The 18,638-nt window shown below is 44.6% G+C and carries 17 protein-coding genes and 1 tRNA gene; 1 reads left to right on the plus strand and 17 read right to left on the minus strand.

Annotated features, from left to right (window positions below):
• Nucleotides 1-13: 13 nt before the first annotated feature.
• The 11 genes from ACQRBN_RS10500 to ACQRBN_RS10550 form a co-directional block, all read right to left on the minus strand.
• Entirely contained in the window at nucleotides 14-1,060 is a 1,047-nt protein-coding gene (locus tag ACQRBN_RS10500; protein WP_427738932.1) for a DUF5692 family protein, read from the minus strand.
• 35 nt (nucleotides 1,061-1,095) lie between these two features.
• Nucleotides 1,096-1,764 (minus strand): hydrogenase nickel incorporation protein HypB, encoded by a 669-nt coding sequence (hypB, locus tag ACQRBN_RS10505; RefSeq protein WP_427738933.1) that lies wholly within the window; start codon nucleotides 1,762-1,764, stop codon nucleotides 1,096-1,098.
• A gap of 316 nt (nucleotides 1,765-2,080) precedes the next feature.
• Nucleotides 2,081-3,295 carry a glycosyltransferase family 4 protein gene (locus tag ACQRBN_RS10510; RefSeq protein WP_427738934.1) on the minus strand — a complete coding sequence of 405 codons (1,215 nt, stop codon included), beginning with the start codon at nucleotides 3,293-3,295 and terminating at the stop codon, nucleotides 2,081-2,083.
• A 72-nt stretch (nucleotides 3,296-3,367) separates the two neighbouring features.
• Nucleotides 3,368-3,862 (minus strand): dihydrofolate reductase, encoded by a 495-nt coding sequence (locus ACQRBN_RS10515; RefSeq protein ID WP_427738935.1) that lies wholly within the window; start codon nucleotides 3,860-3,862, stop codon nucleotides 3,368-3,370.
• 30 nt (nucleotides 3,863-3,892) lie between these two features.
• Nucleotides 3,893-4,741, minus strand: a complete 849-nt coding sequence (gene thyA / locus ACQRBN_RS10520; RefSeq protein WP_427738936.1) for a thymidylate synthase — start codon at nucleotides 4,739-4,741, stop codon at nucleotides 3,893-3,895.
• Nucleotides 4,742-4,924: 183 nt separating this feature from the next.
• The gene (locus tag ACQRBN_RS10525) at nucleotides 4,925-5,206 is read right to left on the minus strand and encodes a DUF2325 domain-containing protein (RefSeq protein WP_427738937.1); all 282 of its coding nucleotides are present in this window, start codon (nucleotides 5,204-5,206) and stop codon (nucleotides 4,925-4,927) included.
• A 47-nt stretch (nucleotides 5,207-5,253) separates the two neighbouring features.
• Nucleotides 5,254-5,682 carry a flavodoxin gene (locus tag ACQRBN_RS10530; protein ID WP_427738938.1) on the minus strand — a complete coding sequence of 143 codons (429 nt, stop codon included), beginning with the start codon at nucleotides 5,680-5,682 and terminating at the stop codon, nucleotides 5,254-5,256.
• A 31-nt stretch (nucleotides 5,683-5,713) separates the two neighbouring features.
• A complete protein-coding gene (locus ACQRBN_RS10535) occupies nucleotides 5,714-6,310 on the minus strand; it encodes a DUF3793 family protein (RefSeq protein WP_427738939.1) in 597 nt (198 codons plus the stop codon).
• A 201-nt stretch (nucleotides 6,311-6,511) separates the two neighbouring features.
• Nucleotides 6,512-6,943 carry a MarR family winged helix-turn-helix transcriptional regulator gene (locus ACQRBN_RS10540; RefSeq protein WP_427738940.1) on the minus strand — a complete coding sequence of 144 codons (432 nt, stop codon included), beginning with the start codon at nucleotides 6,941-6,943 and terminating at the stop codon, nucleotides 6,512-6,514.
• 145 nt (nucleotides 6,944-7,088) lie between these two features.
• Nucleotides 7,089-8,453 carry an MATE family efflux transporter gene (locus tag ACQRBN_RS10545; RefSeq protein ID WP_427738969.1) on the minus strand — a complete coding sequence of 455 codons (1,365 nt, stop codon included), beginning with the start codon at nucleotides 8,451-8,453 and terminating at the stop codon, nucleotides 7,089-7,091.
• 92 nt (nucleotides 8,454-8,545) lie between these two features.
• Nucleotides 8,546-9,832, minus strand: coding sequence for a homoserine dehydrogenase (locus tag ACQRBN_RS10550; RefSeq protein ID WP_427738941.1), 1,287 nt, complete (start codon nucleotides 9,830-9,832; stop codon nucleotides 8,546-8,548).
• Nucleotides 9,833-10,072: 240 nt separating this feature from the next.
• Here ACQRBN_RS10550 and ACQRBN_RS10555 point away from each other — a divergent pair.
• Nucleotides 10,073-10,145: transfer RNA gene (locus tag ACQRBN_RS10555), tRNA-Gly, on the plus strand.
• A 176-nt stretch (nucleotides 10,146-10,321) separates the two neighbouring features.
• Here ACQRBN_RS10555 and aspS read toward each other — a convergent pair.
• From aspS to ACQRBN_RS10585, 6 genes are all read right to left on the minus strand, one after another.
• On the minus strand, nucleotides 10,322-12,112 hold the full coding sequence (gene aspS, locus ACQRBN_RS10560; RefSeq protein ID WP_427738942.1) for an aspartate--tRNA ligase: 1,791 nt from the start codon (nucleotides 12,110-12,112) through the stop codon (nucleotides 10,322-10,324).
• Nucleotides 12,113-12,208: 96 nt separating this feature from the next.
• A complete protein-coding gene (gene hisS, locus ACQRBN_RS10565; protein WP_427738943.1) occupies nucleotides 12,209-13,480 on the minus strand; it encodes a histidine--tRNA ligase in 1,272 nt (423 codons plus the stop codon).
• Nucleotides 13,465-14,937 (minus strand): coproporphyrinogen dehydrogenase HemZ, encoded by a 1,473-nt coding sequence (gene hemZ / locus ACQRBN_RS10570; protein WP_427738944.1) that lies wholly within the window; start codon nucleotides 14,935-14,937, stop codon nucleotides 13,465-13,467. Before hemZ ends, hisS begins: the two co-directional genes overlap by 16 nt.
• 23 nt (nucleotides 14,938-14,960) lie before the next feature.
• Nucleotides 14,961-15,581, minus strand: a complete 621-nt coding sequence (locus ACQRBN_RS10575; protein WP_427738945.1) for an MBL fold metallo-hydrolase — start codon at nucleotides 15,579-15,581, stop codon at nucleotides 14,961-14,963.
• A 6-nt stretch (nucleotides 15,582-15,587) separates the two neighbouring features.
• Nucleotides 15,588-17,933, minus strand: coding sequence for a RelA/SpoT family protein (locus ACQRBN_RS10580; RefSeq protein WP_427738946.1), 2,346 nt, complete (start codon nucleotides 17,931-17,933; stop codon nucleotides 15,588-15,590).
• 40 nt (nucleotides 17,934-17,973) lie between these two features.
• Nucleotides 17,974-18,498, minus strand: a complete 525-nt coding sequence (locus ACQRBN_RS10585; protein WP_427738947.1) for an adenine phosphoribosyltransferase — start codon at nucleotides 18,496-18,498, stop codon at nucleotides 17,974-17,976.
• Between the last annotated feature and the right edge of the window lie 140 nt (nucleotides 18,499-18,638).

The raw sequence follows: 18,638 nt of genomic DNA on the forward strand, positions 1-18,638 counted from the left end.
TCATCAATGCTCTTTATTTCACTTCTTCTGCTCTTGCCATTGCAAGTTTATAATCTCTCTGATCTGTAAATATCTCATTCTTATATGGATTCTTCTTCTGCTCAATGGAACGCCTGATAATAACAGCCAGACACAGCACATTCGCAGCCAGCGCTATAATCGCCACTACCCCTTGCATGGTTGGATTGGCTGCTGTCGGTCTTACTGCCGCATCCATGAATCCATCAGCGTATACAACAGAAAGCGTTGTAAACCGGCTGTAATCCTGGAACATCGGGAATACCTGGGCGAACATACACCACAATGCCAATGTGTTCGCACGGTTCTGAATCCATCCGCCCTTATTCCACAGCGCATTGGCGAATGTCGGAGCCAGCAAAAGCGCAAGTCCGCAGTACCATGCATGTGTCGGTAAATTGTTATATGTATATTCAAAATTCCACAGGTCATATGCGATAATAAAGCACCATGTCATATCCGGCCAGAGCATGTCTTTTTTATCTTTTGATGAGTAGATTCCCCACCATCCTGTCATACATAAGATATTCAGGATGCCCGCAATACCGTTCACCCAGTTCCACCAGCCGCCATAGAGCCATACATTCTCAGAAGACAGCCACCAACGGTCGCCATATTCTGCCAGCGCCATTGCACCGCGGATACCAGATTCAAAATCACTTGCTACGGCAATCAGAATATTAATCGCTACGATCAAAAACGGGAACACTTTGAACCACTCCGTCTTGCCGATGCTCCACTTATACTTTAACATCATGAAGCCTATACATCCTGCTGTAGCGGCATATAACTTCGCATAATGGAACCAGCTATTCATATGTACGTAAGTAGGATTACCTAGCGCCCACTCGGCTCCCATCGCCGCACCTGCATAGATTGCAATAAAATATACCGTCAGCACAGCCGGTATCACCAGGAAACAGAAGATACCGCCCTGCTTAGTCCGGCGCGCGACCTCATTGGCAAGTATCAGCGCCGCGAACACCAGCACCCATCCAAGCAGCTGCCATCCGGCACCATCTCCATAAATCTGAAATAACATAACATTCCCTCCTCTTTTCTCTTTATATCTTTATATTATTTCTGCCATTCCTTTACTTCATCCCGAAGCCATTTTGCCCATTCTTCAATACCTTCACCTGTTCGGGCAGAGATCGGAATGATCTTAGCGTTTGGATTCCTCATCAATATATTTTTCTTACACTTTTCCATATCAAAATCAAAATACGGCAGTACATCGATCTTATTGATCAGCACCACGTCACAGATGGAAAACATCAGCGGATACTTAAGCGGCTTATCGTCTCCCTCCGGGACGCTTAAGATCATCGCATTCTTAACCGCGCCCGTATCGAATTCCGCCGGACAGACTAGGTTCCCTACATTCTCCAGGATCGCAAGATCGATATCCCCTGTTTCAAGTCCGTCAAGCCCCTGCGCCGTCATATCTGCGTCCAGATGACACATGCCCCCGGTATGAAGCTGAATCGCCTTCACTCCCATTGCGGAAATCGTCTGTGCATCTACGTCTGAATCTATATCCGCTTCCATCACTCCAATGCGAAGTTCTTCCTGCAGATGTTCAATTGTCCTTGTAAGTGTCGTCGTCTTTCCCGACCCAGGAGAAGACATCAGATTCAGCAAGAATACTTTCTTCTCTTTTAATTCTTTTCTCACTTCATCTGCGCGCCTGTCATTATCCGCAAATACACTTTGCTTGATTTCCAAAATTCTGAATTCACCCATTCCTTCTATCCCTCCATCATTTTGGTTGTACCAATATTTGTTATTTCTTTGTCATTATAATATTTTACACATGTTTTGTCAATTTGCAACGCATATTTTATGTATTTCGCTTAAATTTTTTTTGATTTTTATTCACTTTTCGATTTTTATTTATTTGGCATCTGGTATAACCACATCCAGCCGATGGATTTTTATCTTTGATCTATTCATGAGCAAGATATTCAGCACGTATTCTTATATACAAGCGTAAATGTTGTCTATAAATATAAAAACACACAAAAATGCCGGGCAATCGCCCGGCATCCATATAGTCATACTATTCTTCTATGATCCCTTCTATTACCTTTCTCGCAATTCCCTCCCAGGATATCCTGCTGACATCCGCCGTCTTTCTTGCTTTCGTCCGGATACTATCCGCCAACGCGTCCGCCAGATGTTCCTCGAACTCCGGCAACGACTCCGGCACCGGCTCGTCCGTATTCCTCATCTGCGGCATAGGCACATATCTGACATCTGCTCCTGGCGCATATTCCGTAAGCCAGTTCTGAACTCCCGGCAGATCCGATACCACCACCCGATTCCCACAAGCCAGGGCTTCTATAATCGTAAGCGGCAGTCCATCAAAGAACGATGGTAGTACAAATATATCGCTTGCGTTATATATTTTCGCAAGTTCCGGCTGCGCAAGCCTTCCCAGGAACTGCACATTATAAGGCACTGTCTCTGCCAAACGGCGAATCTCCTGGTATTCCGTCTCATTTCCTGCACTTCCTGCAAGCAGCACCTGAACCTTCTCATATGGTACGTCCGATAATCTCTCAGGCAGAAGGGTCAGACTCTTCATCAGGCTCATAACCCCCTTCTTCTCTGCAATCTTCCCCGCAAATACCAGTCTGGTCACGCCATCATCCTTCTTCTCTCCGGTCGAATAGAATATCTTATTGTTATATCCCATCCCCAGGATTGTAATTTTCTCAGGGCAGACATGGTATATCTCCAGCACGCCTTCCTTCTGAGCCTCCTGCGGCACGAAGATTCTGTCAAGTCCTCGAATCTGTTCTGCAATATATGCTCTTTCAAGATCCGTCTTCTGCATCTGCCTAAGATCCGTATTATGGCAGAATCCATAGACTCTATGCTTTGGGAAACGCTCTCTTACAATAGCCGTCAGAAGATACAGATGATGGCACAGGATCAGATCCGGTCCAAATTCCTCCACCAGTGGAACCAGCACTCCTAAGAACGCCTCCCGAAACTGCCGCGCCATCTCCGGCGTCATATCGCAATACCTGGTACTTTTATACGGCATCTCATCCGACATTCCCACAATCGGATACGGCAGTTCTTCGCTGTCAAAATAAACCGGATGAAACTCTGTCCCCTCCGGCAGTTCCACCACATCATCCCGGTAGACGCCTGCCACAACTGCCTGTTCATGTCCCTTGGCAGCATATTCTTTTACAAGTTCCGTCAGATATACTCCGCTTCCTGTACTATTCGGCTTCTGTGCCGATATGCTCAATATTCTCATAATACTCTTTCTATTCCTTTTTCTATCTGTAATTCATCAATCTTCTCAGTATTCCTTTTTTTCAGAAATACATCAGGAACGCACCCGCTCATAGATTGTAAATACATACTCCAGATCAAAATACGTCTGTTCATCGCTGATCTTCGTCATCTTCCACTCCGGATCTGTGTCCAGATTCGGAAAATGCGTATCTGCATCATAGGCATGATCGATCTTCGTCACATATGCCGTATCACAATAAGGAAGCAATTGACGATAGATACTCTCGCCACCGATTACATAGATATCTTCCGATGGATATTTCTTCAGTTCTTCCAACATCTCATCGATTGTATGAACCAGGTCTGCACCATTCACTTTGTAATTCTTATCCGTCGTCAGCACAATATTCACCCTGTTCTTAAGAGGCTGTCCTCCCGGGAAACTCTCAAGCGTCTTTCTTCCCATGGCAACAATCTTCCCCTTTGTTGTCTCACGGAAGAACTTCATATCCTGCGGAATACTGACCAGAAGTTTATTACCATTGCCTATTGCCCAGTTCTTATCTACTGCTACTATCAGATTCATCCTTCTATCTTCCTCCTCTTTCTATTCTTCCTATACTGCGACCGGAATATTCTTAATCTGCTCATGGGTCTCATACCCGATTAATTTCACATCATCCGGCGTAAAGTCATAAAAGTCTTTAATCTCCGGATTCAGCCAGAACTCCGGTGCCGGCAGCGGCTTCCTGCTGATCAGTTCTTCAATCATCGGTACATGCCTGTCATAGATATGGGCATCCGCGATCACATGAACGAACTCCCCAACCTTCATATCACACACCTGGGCAAGCATATGCATCAACACCGCATACTGGCATACATTCCAGTTATTTGCCGCAAGCACATCCTGAGAACGCTGATTCAGGATTCCATTCAGCGTCAATTTCTCGCTTCCAGGCTCTTTTGTTACGTTAAACGTCATACTGTACGCACATGGATACAGGTTCATCTCATGAAGATCCTGATGGACATAGATATTCGTCATGATTCGGCGGCTGTAGGGGTTATTCTTAAGATCATAGATCACCCGGTCCACCTGGTCGAACATTCCTTCCTTATACTGATGCTTTACACTCATCTGATATCCATACGCTTTACCGATCGAGCCATCCTCATCTGCCCAACTGTCCCAGATGTGGCTGTTCAGTTCATGAATATTGTTAGACTTCTTCTGCCAGATCCACAGCATCTCATCCGTACAACTCTTAATCGCAGTTCTGCGAAGGGTCAGCACCGGGAATTCCTCTGCCAGATTATAACGGTTCACCACGCCGAAACGCTTAATCGTGTAAGCCGGCGTTCCATCTTCCCAGACCGGACGCACTTTCTCCCCGCTGGTATCCGTCCCATGATCAATAATATCTCTGCACATATCTATAAAAACTTTATCTGCATAGCTCATAATATCGCCTCCATTCTTAAAAAAAGCCGCATTCCCTGGAATACGGCAATTTTTCTTTCAATTATACTAAAAAGGGGCAAGAGTGTAAAGTCATTCCATAGCAAAAAAATCGTCCGTACTCCCACTGAAAGTATGAACGATTTTTTGATTTATTACAGTTTTATCCAGTGATATCCATGTCTTCTACTGAAAACACCCCTGCAGCACATTTTCTAATGCATTGGCACTGCTTGAATGGGAACGTTCCACACGAATATTGTAACGTTCTGCCTCTTTCAATGCACAATGTACCATCTTATGCGCCACCGTTGAGGTAAACAGGATAATCAGATCCGGCTGGCCGATCTGCGTCTTCAAATTCCCCTGCATTCTGGTAAATACTTTTGCCTTGCAGTTGTGCTTTTTGCATATCTGTTTGTACTGCTGCTCCATCCGTTCATTTCCGCCTATAATTACAACACTCATTGATTATCGTTCCTTTCTGCCTATGTATTGTGCCAGTTACTTACCGGTTATGCAGATGCCAGTTCTTTTCCCGCTGCCTTTAAGGCTTTTACTGCCTCGTCATCCGGCGCCTCGTTCGCGATGACTCCTGCATCACCAACCAGAACCGCTCCTGCATTCTTCATGCGCTCCTCCCAGTTGCGCATCCATTCTCCATCTCCCCATCCATATGATCCGAACAGAAGAATCTTCTTGCCGCTTACCTTCCCTTCCAGTTCCTGTACAAATGGCTCCATCTCACTGTCTTCCAGTTCTTCACATCCCATAGACGGGCATCCTAATGCAAATGCATCCTCCGCTGCCAGTTCATCCACACTTGCAGATCCAACATTAAGCAGCTTCGCCTCAGCACCCGCCTCTTTGATTCCCTCTGCAACAGCATTCGCCATTGCTTCTGTGTTTCCTGTTCCACTCCAATATACTACGGATATACTCATGATATTTTCTCCTTTCATCTGTACGGCCAGATTATGCCGCCTTATATGCAATATCCTGCAGGGTCTTTCCCACAAGAAATTCATTCACTGCGCTGGTCTTCGCCTTATCATATGCCAGAAAAGTCATCTGCGCTTTTTCCGGATTGTTATACACTTTCCAGTATCCGGTCAGCAAGCAGCCTTTTCCTCCCTGTTCGATAAAACATCTCACATCATCAATCGGATAGTCCAGAAATGCACCGATCTCATGTGGAAAACAGCCTTCATTACAGGAATATTGACAGACTCTTGCGGACAGCCGATTAAGTACCTGATCTACCGTACCGATCTCATATCCGTAATGCTCCAGGAATTCTCTTACTTCCGCCTTATTAAGATATGCTGCGAATTCCTCTCTCCGATAGAAGAATACCAGGCTTCTGCCCTTATTCACCGTCAGAATCTTGTATTCAATATCCGTATCTTTAAGGATCATCCCTAACTCCTTGCAATACCTCGTCTCAATATTTGTAATGCATGCTATCTTTATTCCCTTTAAGAATGGCGCACACTGAAGAATAATCTGAAATTGCAGGCGCTTTCTGATATCTTTATTCGAAAGCATATATGATACTACTTCTACCGGCATATGTCCTCCTTAATTTAATCATTTAATTTAATTTTGATTATGATTATCATTTGCATTTAATATATCATATACGATACCTCTTTGACAAGTATGTACTTGATAGCATTTTCTCAATTACAGGGAATTATTACAAATCTTCTGTTTTTATCACATTCTTACCTAAAAAAAGAATGTGCAAAGCACATTCTCATCTTCCGAACCTTACGGCTCCGCTATATTATATAATACTCGCTCCAGCATCTTCTCCAATGCCGCAACCTCTTTCTTATTCATCCCCAATGTCAGCCGCTTATCAATCTTCTTCCGGTCTGCCTCCATCCTTCTCTGGATATCATAGGCTTTCTCCGTCAGATAGATATTCTTACACCGCTTATCCTTATTACTGGGTACGGAAAGTATGAACCCCTTCTCATCCAGCCTCTTAAGAAGCCCTGTCACCGTCGGATTCTTAAGACTCAGCGCCTTCTCAATATCCCTCTGATTCACTTCCTCCTTACTGCTGTGAAACAGATAATCCAACACCGCACACTGCGACGCAGTAATCCCAAGCGTCCTCAGACGATTATTAAACTCCTTCTCATAAATCGTATTAATCTGCTTAAACATGAACCCAACCGGCATCCGTTCCTTCATCCGCACCTCTCCTCACACATCATATCGCCAACAATGACTCTCAAATATAGCATGCTATATTCATAGCCCTTTGTCAATAACAATCATCCATTTTCTCCACAATTACGATTCCTCTCATAACCGCGTCCACCGGCCAATCAACAGATTACTCCTTCATCTTCCTAAGTTCCTTCACCGCATACCCAATCGCCACTGCTGCCGCAGCCCCGTCAGCGATCGGTCCGGCATACATCACCCCGTCAATCCCCATAAAGACCGGGAAGATCAGAATCAATGGCAGCAAGAAGATAATCTGTCTCGTCAGCGATACCACGATACCCAGCTTCGCCTTTCCAATCGAAGTAAAGAACCCTGAAGACATCGGCTGGATTCCATTTACGAACGTCATGAACATAAAGATACGGAAATACCTCTCTGCAAAACGGAAATATTCTTCGCTTCCGCTTCCAAAGATGCTAACCAGAGGTCTCGGGAAGAACTGGAAGCATAAAAAGAACAGGATACCTATCGTAAGAGATATCTGGAATGCCTTCAGATAAGTTTTCCGAACACGATCGTATTTGCCTGCTCCATAATTGAATCCCCAGATTGGCTGGCATCCTTGAGAGATTCCGATACAGATTGCCATAAATACCATATTTACTTTAGAAATGACTCCTACACATGCCAATGGAATGTCCGTTCCATAGATGGAAGACGCACCATAATATCTCAGCGTATTATTCATTGTAATCTGGACGATAGCCATAGCAATCTGATTAATACAGGATGCCATGCCGAGCGATGCGATTGCTTTTAGCAGCGCGGCTTTTGGTCTCAGCATATCTCTGTGCAGTTCTACATTACGGAATCTGAGGAAATACACGATCACCATAATTCCTGATATTACCTGGCCTATCACCGTAGCCCATGCAGCCCCTTGAATCCCCCAATGAAAGCCAAAGATGAATAATGGATCTAATATTGTATTGATGATTGCCCCTGTCAGCATACAGGTCATAGAATATGTCGGGCTTCTGTCTGCCCGAATCATATGATTACCGCCTGTTGTCAGAATCAAAAACGGGATGCCGAATGCCGTAATCCCTGTATAATCCTGAGCATAGGGAAGAACCTCAGGGGTAACTCCAAAAATATGCAGTAACGGGTCCAGGAATAGGACTACAATCCCTCCGATCACAAGTCCGCAGATGACCAGCATAGCAAGACCCGTTCCAATAATTCTACTTGCCTTTTCATGATTACCCGCGCCTGATTCCAGATTAAAATTCGATGCACTTCCAATCCCAAGGAACAAGGCTGTCGCCGTACAGATAATCGATACCGGAAACGCTATATTCGTAGCAGCATTCCCCAGTATACCGACACCCTGTCCGATAAATATCTGATCCACAATATTATAAAGTGAACTCACCAGCATACTGATGATTGCAGGGATGGCGAATTTCGCAATTAATTTTCCAATCCGTTCTGTCGCAAGCGGATTCATCTGTTCTGTATTCTCATTCATTCTCTCACTCATATAATTTCACCCTATTTTAAGAGCAAGCAGATTATTGTGACATCTGCTTGCTCCATACATTTATAACATACCAATCTCCATTAATACTCGCGTATCACGCTGCTAATCTCCCGTGTCGTCTCCATATCCTTCAGATGCTCAAGCGCATCCTCCATATGATATTCCTTCACCGCATCCGTAACAATTACAAGTTCCGCAACGCCATCTGTGATGATCTTCTGGATTACCTTAGAAATACTTACCTTATGTACGCCAAATACACTTGCAATCGCTGCCAGTACCCCCGGCTTATTGTCCACCTGCATACGAAGGAAGAACTTATTCTTTACATCCTTGAATTCCTTTACCTTTGTATTCCTATAGCAGGTACAGCTGATTCTTCCCGTGCAGTGATACTGGATATCTCTCACCACATCGATCACATCTCCCATGACCGCGCTTGCCGTCGGGAATTCCCCCGCTCCACGTCCATAGAACATCACGTCATCCACTGCGTCTCCATGCACGAACACAGCGTTAAATGACTCTCTTACAGATGCCAGCGGATGTTCCTTCGGAAGAATCATCGGATGCACTGCCACCTCGATTCCTCCCTCCGTATTATGTGCCACTCCCAACAACTTGATGACACTGCCGAATTCCTTCGCATAAGCAATATCTCTTGCAGATATCTTCGTAATGCCTTCCGTATATACATCAGAAAATGTTACTCTGGAATGGAATGCGATAGATGCCATGATCGCAACCTTTCTTCCTGCATCCAGTCCTTCAATATCAGCAGTCGGGTCTGCCTCCGCATATCCAAGAACCGTCGCCTTATCCAGCGCCTCCTGGAAATCCATTCCCTCTTCAAACATCTTGGTCAGAATATAGTTGGTAGTTCCATTGACAATCCCGATCACTTCATCCATCTCATTGGCCGCCAGACACTGCTTAAGCGGACGTATGATCGGAATGCCGCCTGCCACAGCCGCTTCGAATAAGAAATCCACACCATTCTTCTCTGCTGCATCCAGAAGTTCTCTTCCGTATTCTGCTACCAGATCCTTATTGGCAGTTACTACATTCTTTCCAGCATTCAGCGCTTCCAGGATCATGGTCTTAGCAGGCTCGATTCCTCCCATCACTTCAACGACAATCTCAATCTCATCATTCTGAATGATATCTTCCCATTTATCTGTCAAGAGAGACGCATCTACGCCTTCTCTTGGTTTATTCATATTGTGTACCAGAATCTTTTCAATCTGAAGCCCGGCTCCAGTCTTATCTGTCATCTCATCTTTCTGGCGTTCTATTAGTTTGTATACGCCGCTTCCTACGGTTCCAAGTCCCAGCAGGCCGACTTTTATGATTCTCTGTTTTTCCATCTTCCCACATCCTTTGTTTTCTTTATATGTAGTATTCTCTTTATACTTATACTGATTTAGTATAACATAGTAATACTTTGTTTTTCAAATTCTTTTACATACTGCTTTTACAAACGGTCCTAAAACTCGCGGATTATTTGTGGCAGAACATTTTTTCAATTTTTTCAAAAAAAGTTGTTGACAGATTCGAATTCCTGTAGTATATTATATATTGTTCTGAGGAACACAAAAGAAAAAGATGCGACAGTGGCTCAGTTGGTAGAGTACGACCTTGCCAAGGTCGGGGTCGCGGGTTCGAACCCCGTCTGTCGCTCTAAAAAAGAATTGCTGAAAGGCAGTTCTTTTTTTCTATTATATTCCAAAAGCAACTAGATTCAGTTAAAATAAGACAAATTCTTATAAGAAAAACACCTTTTCATTTATTGTACCCGTACATTGGATACACGAAATGAAGAGGTGTTTTCATAAACAATATATTAGGGATTCTCCCTATTTCTCTTCTTCTACAACCGCAATCCCCAGTTCATCCAACTGTTTCTGATCAACCCTTGTCGGTGCCTCTGTCATCAAGTCTGATGCATCCTTCACCTTCGGGAATGCGATCACGTCACGAATACTATCCTCTTTTGCCATCAACATTACCAGTCTGTCCAGACCGTAAGCCAGTCCAGCGTGAGGAGGTACTCCATACTTGAACGCAGTTAACAGGAAGCCGAACTGCTCCTGTGCCTGCTCTGGAGTGAAGCCAAGCACCTCGAACATCTTGCTCTGAATCTCCGGATTAAAGATTCTGACACTTCCGCCGCCAATCTCATTTCCATTCAATACGATGTCGTATGCTTTCGCACGTACTCTTCCCGGGTCACTGTCGATATACTGCAGGTCTTCTTCCATCGGCATGGTAAACGGATGGTGCATTGCCGTATAACGGTTCTGCTCCTCGTTCCACTCTAACAGCGGGAATTCTGTTACCCACAGGAACTTGTACTCGCTCTTGTCAAGCAGTTCCATCTGACGGGCAAGTTCCAGACGGAGCGCGCCTAATACATCCCATACCACCTTGTTCTTATCAGCAGCAAAGAGTAACAGATCTCCGTTCTCTCCACCCATAGCCGTAATCAATGCAGCCATCTCTTCCTCCGTCATGAATTTTGCGAAAGAAGATTTGACCGCTCCATCCTCCTGGATTGCGATATAGGCAAGTCCTTTTGCGCCGTAATCCTTTGCAAAGGACACCAGTTTGTCGATCTTCTTACGCGGCATACTGCCCTGTCCTTTTGCATTAATACCACGAACAGAACCGCCGTTCTCGATCGCACCTTTGAATACTACGAATTCGCAGTCTTTTACCACTTCTGTCACGTCATTTAATTCCATTCCGAAACGAACATCCGGTTTGTCAGAACCATAGCGGTCCATCGCTTCCTGCCAGGTCATTCTCGGAATTGGAAGGGATACTTCTACTCCCAGTACTTCTTTGAATAGTTTTGCAAGTAATCTTTCATTTACATCGATAACATCATCCACATCTACGAAGGATAACTCCATATCAATCTGGGTGAATTCCGGCTGACGGTCTGCACGCAAGTCCTCATCACGGAAACATTTTGCAATCTGGAAATAACGGTCATATCCGGAGCACATCAGCAACTGTTTGAACAGCTGCGGTGACTGAGGAAGTGCATAAAAATGTCCCTGATGGATACGGCTTGGTACCAGATAATCTCTTGCTCCCTCCGGCGTGCTTCCAATCAGAATCGGTGTCTCAATCTCAAGGAATCCCTCTTCTGCAAGGAACTGGCGGGTCAGTGTAGCCACCTTGCTTCGCATCATCATATTACGCTGAAGATCCGGTCTTCTAAGATCCAGATATCTGTATTTCAGGCGAACTTCTTCTTTCGTCTTAGAGTTCTCCTCGATCGGGAACGGAGGTGTCTCAGATTCAGATAAAATTCTAAGCTGTTCTGGGATAATCTCAATCTCTCCTGTTGCCAGATTCTCATTCACAGCACCAGAACGCTTTTCCACCTTTCCTACGATTGCTACAACATATTCAGAACGAAGTCTTGCCGCTTTCTCAATTAACGCTGCATCTGATTTTCCTTCCTCGAATACGGCCTGGATGATTCCGGAACGGTCTCTTACATCCACGAATACCAGACCGCCTTTGTTACGGTTCTTCTGTACCCAGCCCATGATTGTCACTGTCTCGCCTACATTGGCACTGGATAATTCTCCACATCTGTGGGTTCTCTTTAATCCCTGCATTGACTCAGCCATGTCATTCTATCTCCTTTTCTGATTTTATATTCTTACACCATTCTTATGAATCAGCCTGCCTCTTTCTTGCAGGCTGCCACAATCATACAATAACTCTTACAGTTTATCTACAGAATCTGCATAGCAGTCAGTAATCTCCTCATACCCCTCTGTCATCAACTGTTCCTTCTGAAACTTCTTATTCTTCTTCATGTTGACGATCAGCACCTGCTTGCCTGCTTCTCTGTCTGCTTTTGCAAGAGCCAATACCTTCAGCATGCCTTCTTTTGGCATGTTCTTTTCTAACAGATATGCCTTCTTACTTCCTTTGCTTGGCACTTCATATCCATTCTCCAGAAGCAGCATAACGATTCTCTCAAATCCAATCGAGAAACCACATGCCGGAGTATCCTGTCCGGTGAATTTGCCGATCATCTTATCATAACGTCCGCCGCCTGCAACAGAACCGCCAAAATCATCCATCGTCACTTCGAATATTGTTCCGGTATAATAAGACTGTCCCCGTACCAGCGTTGGATCGAATTTAATATTGAACTCACATTCCTTTGCAGCCTCTACGCTGGAGATGATCATCTCCATGCCATCCGCCGTCTGGTCTGCCAGATAATCTCCGAGTTTCTCTTTCAGATAACGGATTCCTTCCGCATTCGGAGCCACTTCTTCGAAAAGTTTTAGATAGGTGTCTACATTTTCTTTCGTATATCCCATCTCCTGCAGTTCGGCCGCTACGCCTTCTGCTCCGATCTTATCCATCTTATCCAGGATAATGAACACCTCATCATAGTCTTCTTCTTTGAAACCGCTGTATGCCGCCATTGCCTTTAAGATATTGCGGTCGTTGATACATACGGTAAAATTCTTAAAATTCAATTTGCCAAGCATGGCTGTCGTTGCCAGGATCAGTTCGATCTCTGCCAGATTGCCAGACTCTCCTAAAATATCGATATCGCACTGCATGAACTGACGAAAACGTCCTTTCTGCGGACGGTCTGCACGCCATACATTGCCAATCTGCAATGCTTTAAAAGGCGCCGGCAATTCATTGGAGTGGTTCGCATAATATCTTGCAAGAGGTACAGTCAGGTCATAGCGAAGTCCTCCGTCTACCAGATCGTTCTCTTCTTTTGCTGTATCGATCTTCAACTTCTCTCCGCGCTTTAGAATCTTAAATATCAACTTCTCATTATCTCCGCCTTGCTTACTGCACAGGTTCTCAATATGCTCCACGCAGGGGGTCTCCATAGAGGAGAAGCCATATGTCTTGTAGGTATCTTTAATCAACTGGATCACGTAATCCCGAATCTCCATCTCCTTAGGGAGCATGTCCTTCATTCCGGTAACCGGTTTCTTTTTTAACGCCATAACCATTCTCCTTTTCGCTCTATCATCTCATCGATACGGTTAATGTAAGCATCGATTGCCTTCACATTCTCTACACGCATCAAACGGGTCATCTTCTTCTTTTTACTGCCAGGCATCGGAATCGGCTCCTTTAATACGATCTTCGTAGAAGCCCCTGCGCCTGCAGCTATGATGGATTGTTTTTCCTCCATAATAAGTATATTGTATATTCCCGCTTTGTCAACCTTTGCATAGCCAACATTTTCAAAATTCCCCGCAATATTCTTCTGCCGATATAGATAATATGGGAATAATTCCATACCCTCTGCTGCTTTTGCCGCCTCCCGAATCATCCCGGACAGCGTATGCGAGATTCTGTCCGGATCCTGGTCAAGATCTTTTAATTCCATCTTAGCCGCTCTCTTAATTGCCAGGGAATGTACCGTCAGGCTGTCCGGTTTCAGGTCTTCAATCTGTCTCAGAGTATTCTGCATATCTTCTATGGTCTCCCCCGGAAGTCCGGCAATGATATCCATATTAATATTATCGAATCCTACTTCTCTTGCCATATGATAAGCCGTAACAATCTCGCCCACACTATGTCTGCGTCCAATTACATCCAGCGTCTTCTGCTGCATACTCTGGGGATTAATGGATATCCTTGTAATCTCATGCCGCTTCAGTACTTCCAGTTTTTCTCTGGTAATGCTGTCCGGCCTTCCTGCCTCTACCGTATATTCCAAAAGGTATTCTCTGGAGAAATTCTCGTCGATACAGGTAAGAAGCCGGTCAAGCTGTGATGCTGTCAGCGTTGTCGGAGTTCCGCCGCCCATATAGATTGTATTTAACTTTCTGTCAGCAGATCTCTCCCCGATAAATCGCAGTTCTTTTAACAATGCTTCCAGATAATCTTCCACTCTGTCTTTCCAATCTGCCAGAGCCCCCGAACTAAAAGAACAGTAAGTACAGACAGACGGACAGAACGGAATTCCAACATAGAGGCTGTATCCCTCTTCACAATCCAGCCTGTCAAGCAATTCTCTTTCCCGATTCGCAATCTCCCACGATAGTCTGGCTTTCTGATGGCTTACCTTACATTCATCCATGAACCACGGAACAAAAGTCTCCTGATTCCACCCTTCTTCCAGTTTCTTCATGGCAATCTTTGTAGGTCTGACACCCGTCAGAATCCCCCATGCCAGAGACTGCCCGGTAATCTCAGTCAATCTGCGATAAATATAGACATCAATACGGTACTTCATCTCTTTCTCTTCTATAGAACCCGCATCATCCATATCCTCTGCGACATTCTGAACTTCTCCCGGACCAACAGGAATCTTCTCTCCATCCGGCAACAGTACCATTACATAATTAGAGGCTTTTTCCTCCATCTTGCTGAGGATCTCCTCAGACGGATAAAAAGCCTTTAACATATGATACACATTATAGGTATAGTTCTCGCTCTTACATATAATTTGAATCATCCTTGCACTCCAATCATTTCTCTTTAGATAAATGGATTGTATGTTCTCTCATAACCAATCGTCGTCTCTCCCATGTGTCCCGGATATACATGCGTATCATCCGGCAAAAGCATCAATTTCTCCCGAATAGATCTGACTAATTCTGAAGAACTACCTCCCGGGAAATCCGTACGCCCTACGGAACTCTGGAACAGTGTATCTCCGCTGAACAGAACCCCTTCTGATCTTACATAATAGCAGCATCCGCCTTTGGTATGCCCTGGCGTATGGATCACTTCAAAATCATATCCCGCCAGATGGAGCGTCTGCCCCTCTTTGATATATTCCGCTTTGCCAAATGTATATCCGGAGGAATATGCCGCTGACAAGTTAAGCTGCGGCTGATTCATTAATTCTTCCTCGTCTTCATGTACATATACCGGGATTGCATATTCCTTCAGGAATCCGTCAATCCCCATCGTATGATCAAAATGTCCATGAGTCAGAAGAATTGCTTCAGGTTTCAGCCCTTCTGACTTCATGTGTTCTATAAGGTAAGAAGGACAATCAGCCGGATCAATCACAACCGCCTGATGTGTCTCTTCATGAATCACTAGATAACAATTGGTGCCAAGCATTCCTATTGCAAATCTTTCAACCTTCATCTGCGATTAACCTGTCGTCCTTTCAATATCAATTACGCCGTCTATCTGGCGGAGTTTCTTAATGGTTTTCTCCAGTTCCTCTCTGCCATGCACAATGAATCCAGTCTCAATCGTAGCCGTTCCCTGCTTGCTGGTACGTACATTCAGAGACTTCACATCGATATTCACTTCTGTAAATATCTTGGAGATCTCCATCAGCATTCCCTGTCTGTCATAAGTGTACATCTTAATCTCAGCCAGATACTGTCCGCCTTCTTTTTCAGCCACTTCGCTTTCCCATTCCGCATCGATCAGCCTTGCACGCTCTGCTTCTGTAAGATGTATCATATTCACACAGTCTGTACGATGAATGGAAAGACCTCTTCCTCTTGTCACAAACCCTACAATCTCATCTCCAGGAACAGGGCTGCAGCATCTGGAAAAACGCACTGCCATATCATCAATTCCTTTTACAACGATTCCGCTCTTGGACTTGGCAATATGCACCTTATTCTTCGCTGCCTCTGCTACCTTTTCAAGCACAACTTCATCGGTAAGTTCCTGCTTATGCTCCTTACCATATTCTTCCACCAGGCGGTTCACCACCTGGCCTTCTTTTAAGCCGCCGTGTCCAATCGCTGCCAGAACAGATTCCCAATCTTTGAATCCGTATTTCTTCTGGACAATCTCTTGATATTTCGGATTCATAATATTGCTAAGTGGAATTGATTTTGCCTTACAGTAATTGGCAATCATCTCTTTTCCTTTGACAATATTCTCTTCTTTGAACTCTTTCTTGAACCACTGGTTAATCTTATTCTTCGCCTGCGTGCTCTTCACAATACTCAGCCAGTCACGGCTCGGTCCTTTGGAGTTCTGAGAAGTCAGGATCTCGATCCTGTCGCCATTCTGAATCTTATAATCAATGTTGACCAGTTTGCCATTCACTCTGGCGCCAACCATCTTATTGCCTACCGCACTATGGATTGCATAGGCGAAATCAATCGGTGTCGAGCCATTCGGAAGGTTCTTTACATCTCCCTGAGGCGTGAAGCAGTATACATCCTCTGCAAACAGATCCAGGTCACCTTTAATCAGGTTCATGAATTCCCGGTTATCCGACATATCCCGCTGCCATTCCAGAATCTGACGAAGCCAGCTTAATTTTTCTTCTTCCTGTGCCTCTACACTCTTTCTGCCGTCATTGGACTCTTTGTATTTCCAATGTGCAGCAATACCGTATTCCGCAGTCTTATGCATCTCCTCTGTACGAATCTGAATCTCAAAAGGCTGCCCCACCGAACTCATCAGCGTTGTATGCAGCGACTGATACATATTCGGCTTTGGCATTGCAATATAATCTTTGAAACGCCCCGGTATCGGCGTATATAATTCATGAATCACTCCAAGGGCTGCATAACAGTCCTTCACTGATTCTACAATGATGCGGACAGCAAAGAGGTCATAGATCTGGTCAACGGTCTTATCCTGATTCACCATCTTTTTATAAATACTGAAGAAATGCTTGACACGTCCATTCACCTCTGCCTTGATGTTCGCATTCTTCATATGTGCAGATACTTCCTCTACGATCTGCTGAACAAACTCTTCTCTTTCCGTCTTTCTCGCATTAATCTGATTGACAAGGTCAAAAAATACCTCCGGCTGCGAATACTTCAGCGCCAGATCATCCAACTCTGTCTTAATCTTGGAGATACCAAGCCTCTGAGCAATCGGAGCATAGATGTCCATGGTCTCTTTTGCCTTCTCTCTCTGCTTCTCCGGCTTCATAAACTGCAAGGTTCTCATATTGTGCAGACGATCAGCAAGTTTGATAATAATAACCCGAATGTCCTTCGCCATTGCAAGGAACATCTTTCTAAGATTCTCTGCCTGTACGTCTAATTTGTCCGAAGAATAGGACAGTCTTCCCAACTTGGTAACGCCATCAACAAGAAGCGCTACCTCATTGCCGAATTCTTTTCTGATCTCATCTTCACTGATCTCCGTATCTTCTACCACATCATGAAGGATTCCAGATGCAATTGTCTCCTTATCCATCTCCAGATCTGCCAGTATGATCGCAACCCACAGAGGATGGACAATATACGGCTCTCCGGACTTACGGCACTGGTCGCCATGTGCCTTTGTTGCCAGACGGTATGCTTTCTCAATCATCGATACATCCGTAGACGGGTGGTACTTACGGATACGGGCAATTAACATGTCATATAAGTGGTCAGGCTTCTCGTAATCCCCTGGCGCTTTTACTGCATGGCCATCTACGATCTCAAGCCCTTTGGAATTATCTATCATAATAGACTCCGGTGCAATGCGGTCATCAATGGATTCATAAGTTGTTCTCTCTGACATATTAACGCCTCCTTCCTGTCTAATATTTTCTCTTGCGTATCTATTTACCCGGATATGCAATCACGGACTCTACGTTATAGCCTTTCAGTCTGTCTCTTCCCTTCAGACCTTCCAGTTCCATCAAAAATACAGCCTTCACAACTTCTCCGCCAAGACCTTCTACAAGTTTCACCATTGCTTCGTTGGTTCCGCCTGTTGCAATCAGGTCATCAATAATGACTACTTTCTGTCCTGGCTTGATTGCATCACGATGCATCTCGATCTCTGCTGTTCCATATTCCAGTTCGTATTTGATAGAAACCGTCTCACATGGAAGTTTTCCTTTTTTGCGGATCGGGATGAATGGTTTGTGCAGGTTATAGGCGATTGGCACACCGAAAATAAATCCTCTTGATTCAGGGCCTACAACTACGTCGAATTCTACGTCTTTTAATTTCTCCTGCATAAGGTCTATTGCCAGGGTCAGACCATCAGCATCCTGTAATACACTGGTTACATCCCTGAATATGATTCCCGGTTCTGGGAAATCCGGAATACTTCTTACATACTCTTCAATCGGTTTCATAATAATCTCTCCATTCCTGTTAAAATACATTCATTAGTATAGCATTAGTTACTGGGTTTTTCAAATAATTCTGCATTTTTCCCGGGAATTCTCGATTATTCGCGGGGAGTGGCGAGTGGACGCAGTTCTGAGCGCCTGCA

Origin of the sequence: Bariatricus sp. SGI.154 (assembly GCF_050313795.1) — a bacterium.
Classification (GTDB): domain Bacteria; phylum Bacillota; class Clostridia; order Lachnospirales; family Lachnospiraceae; genus CAMBRQ01.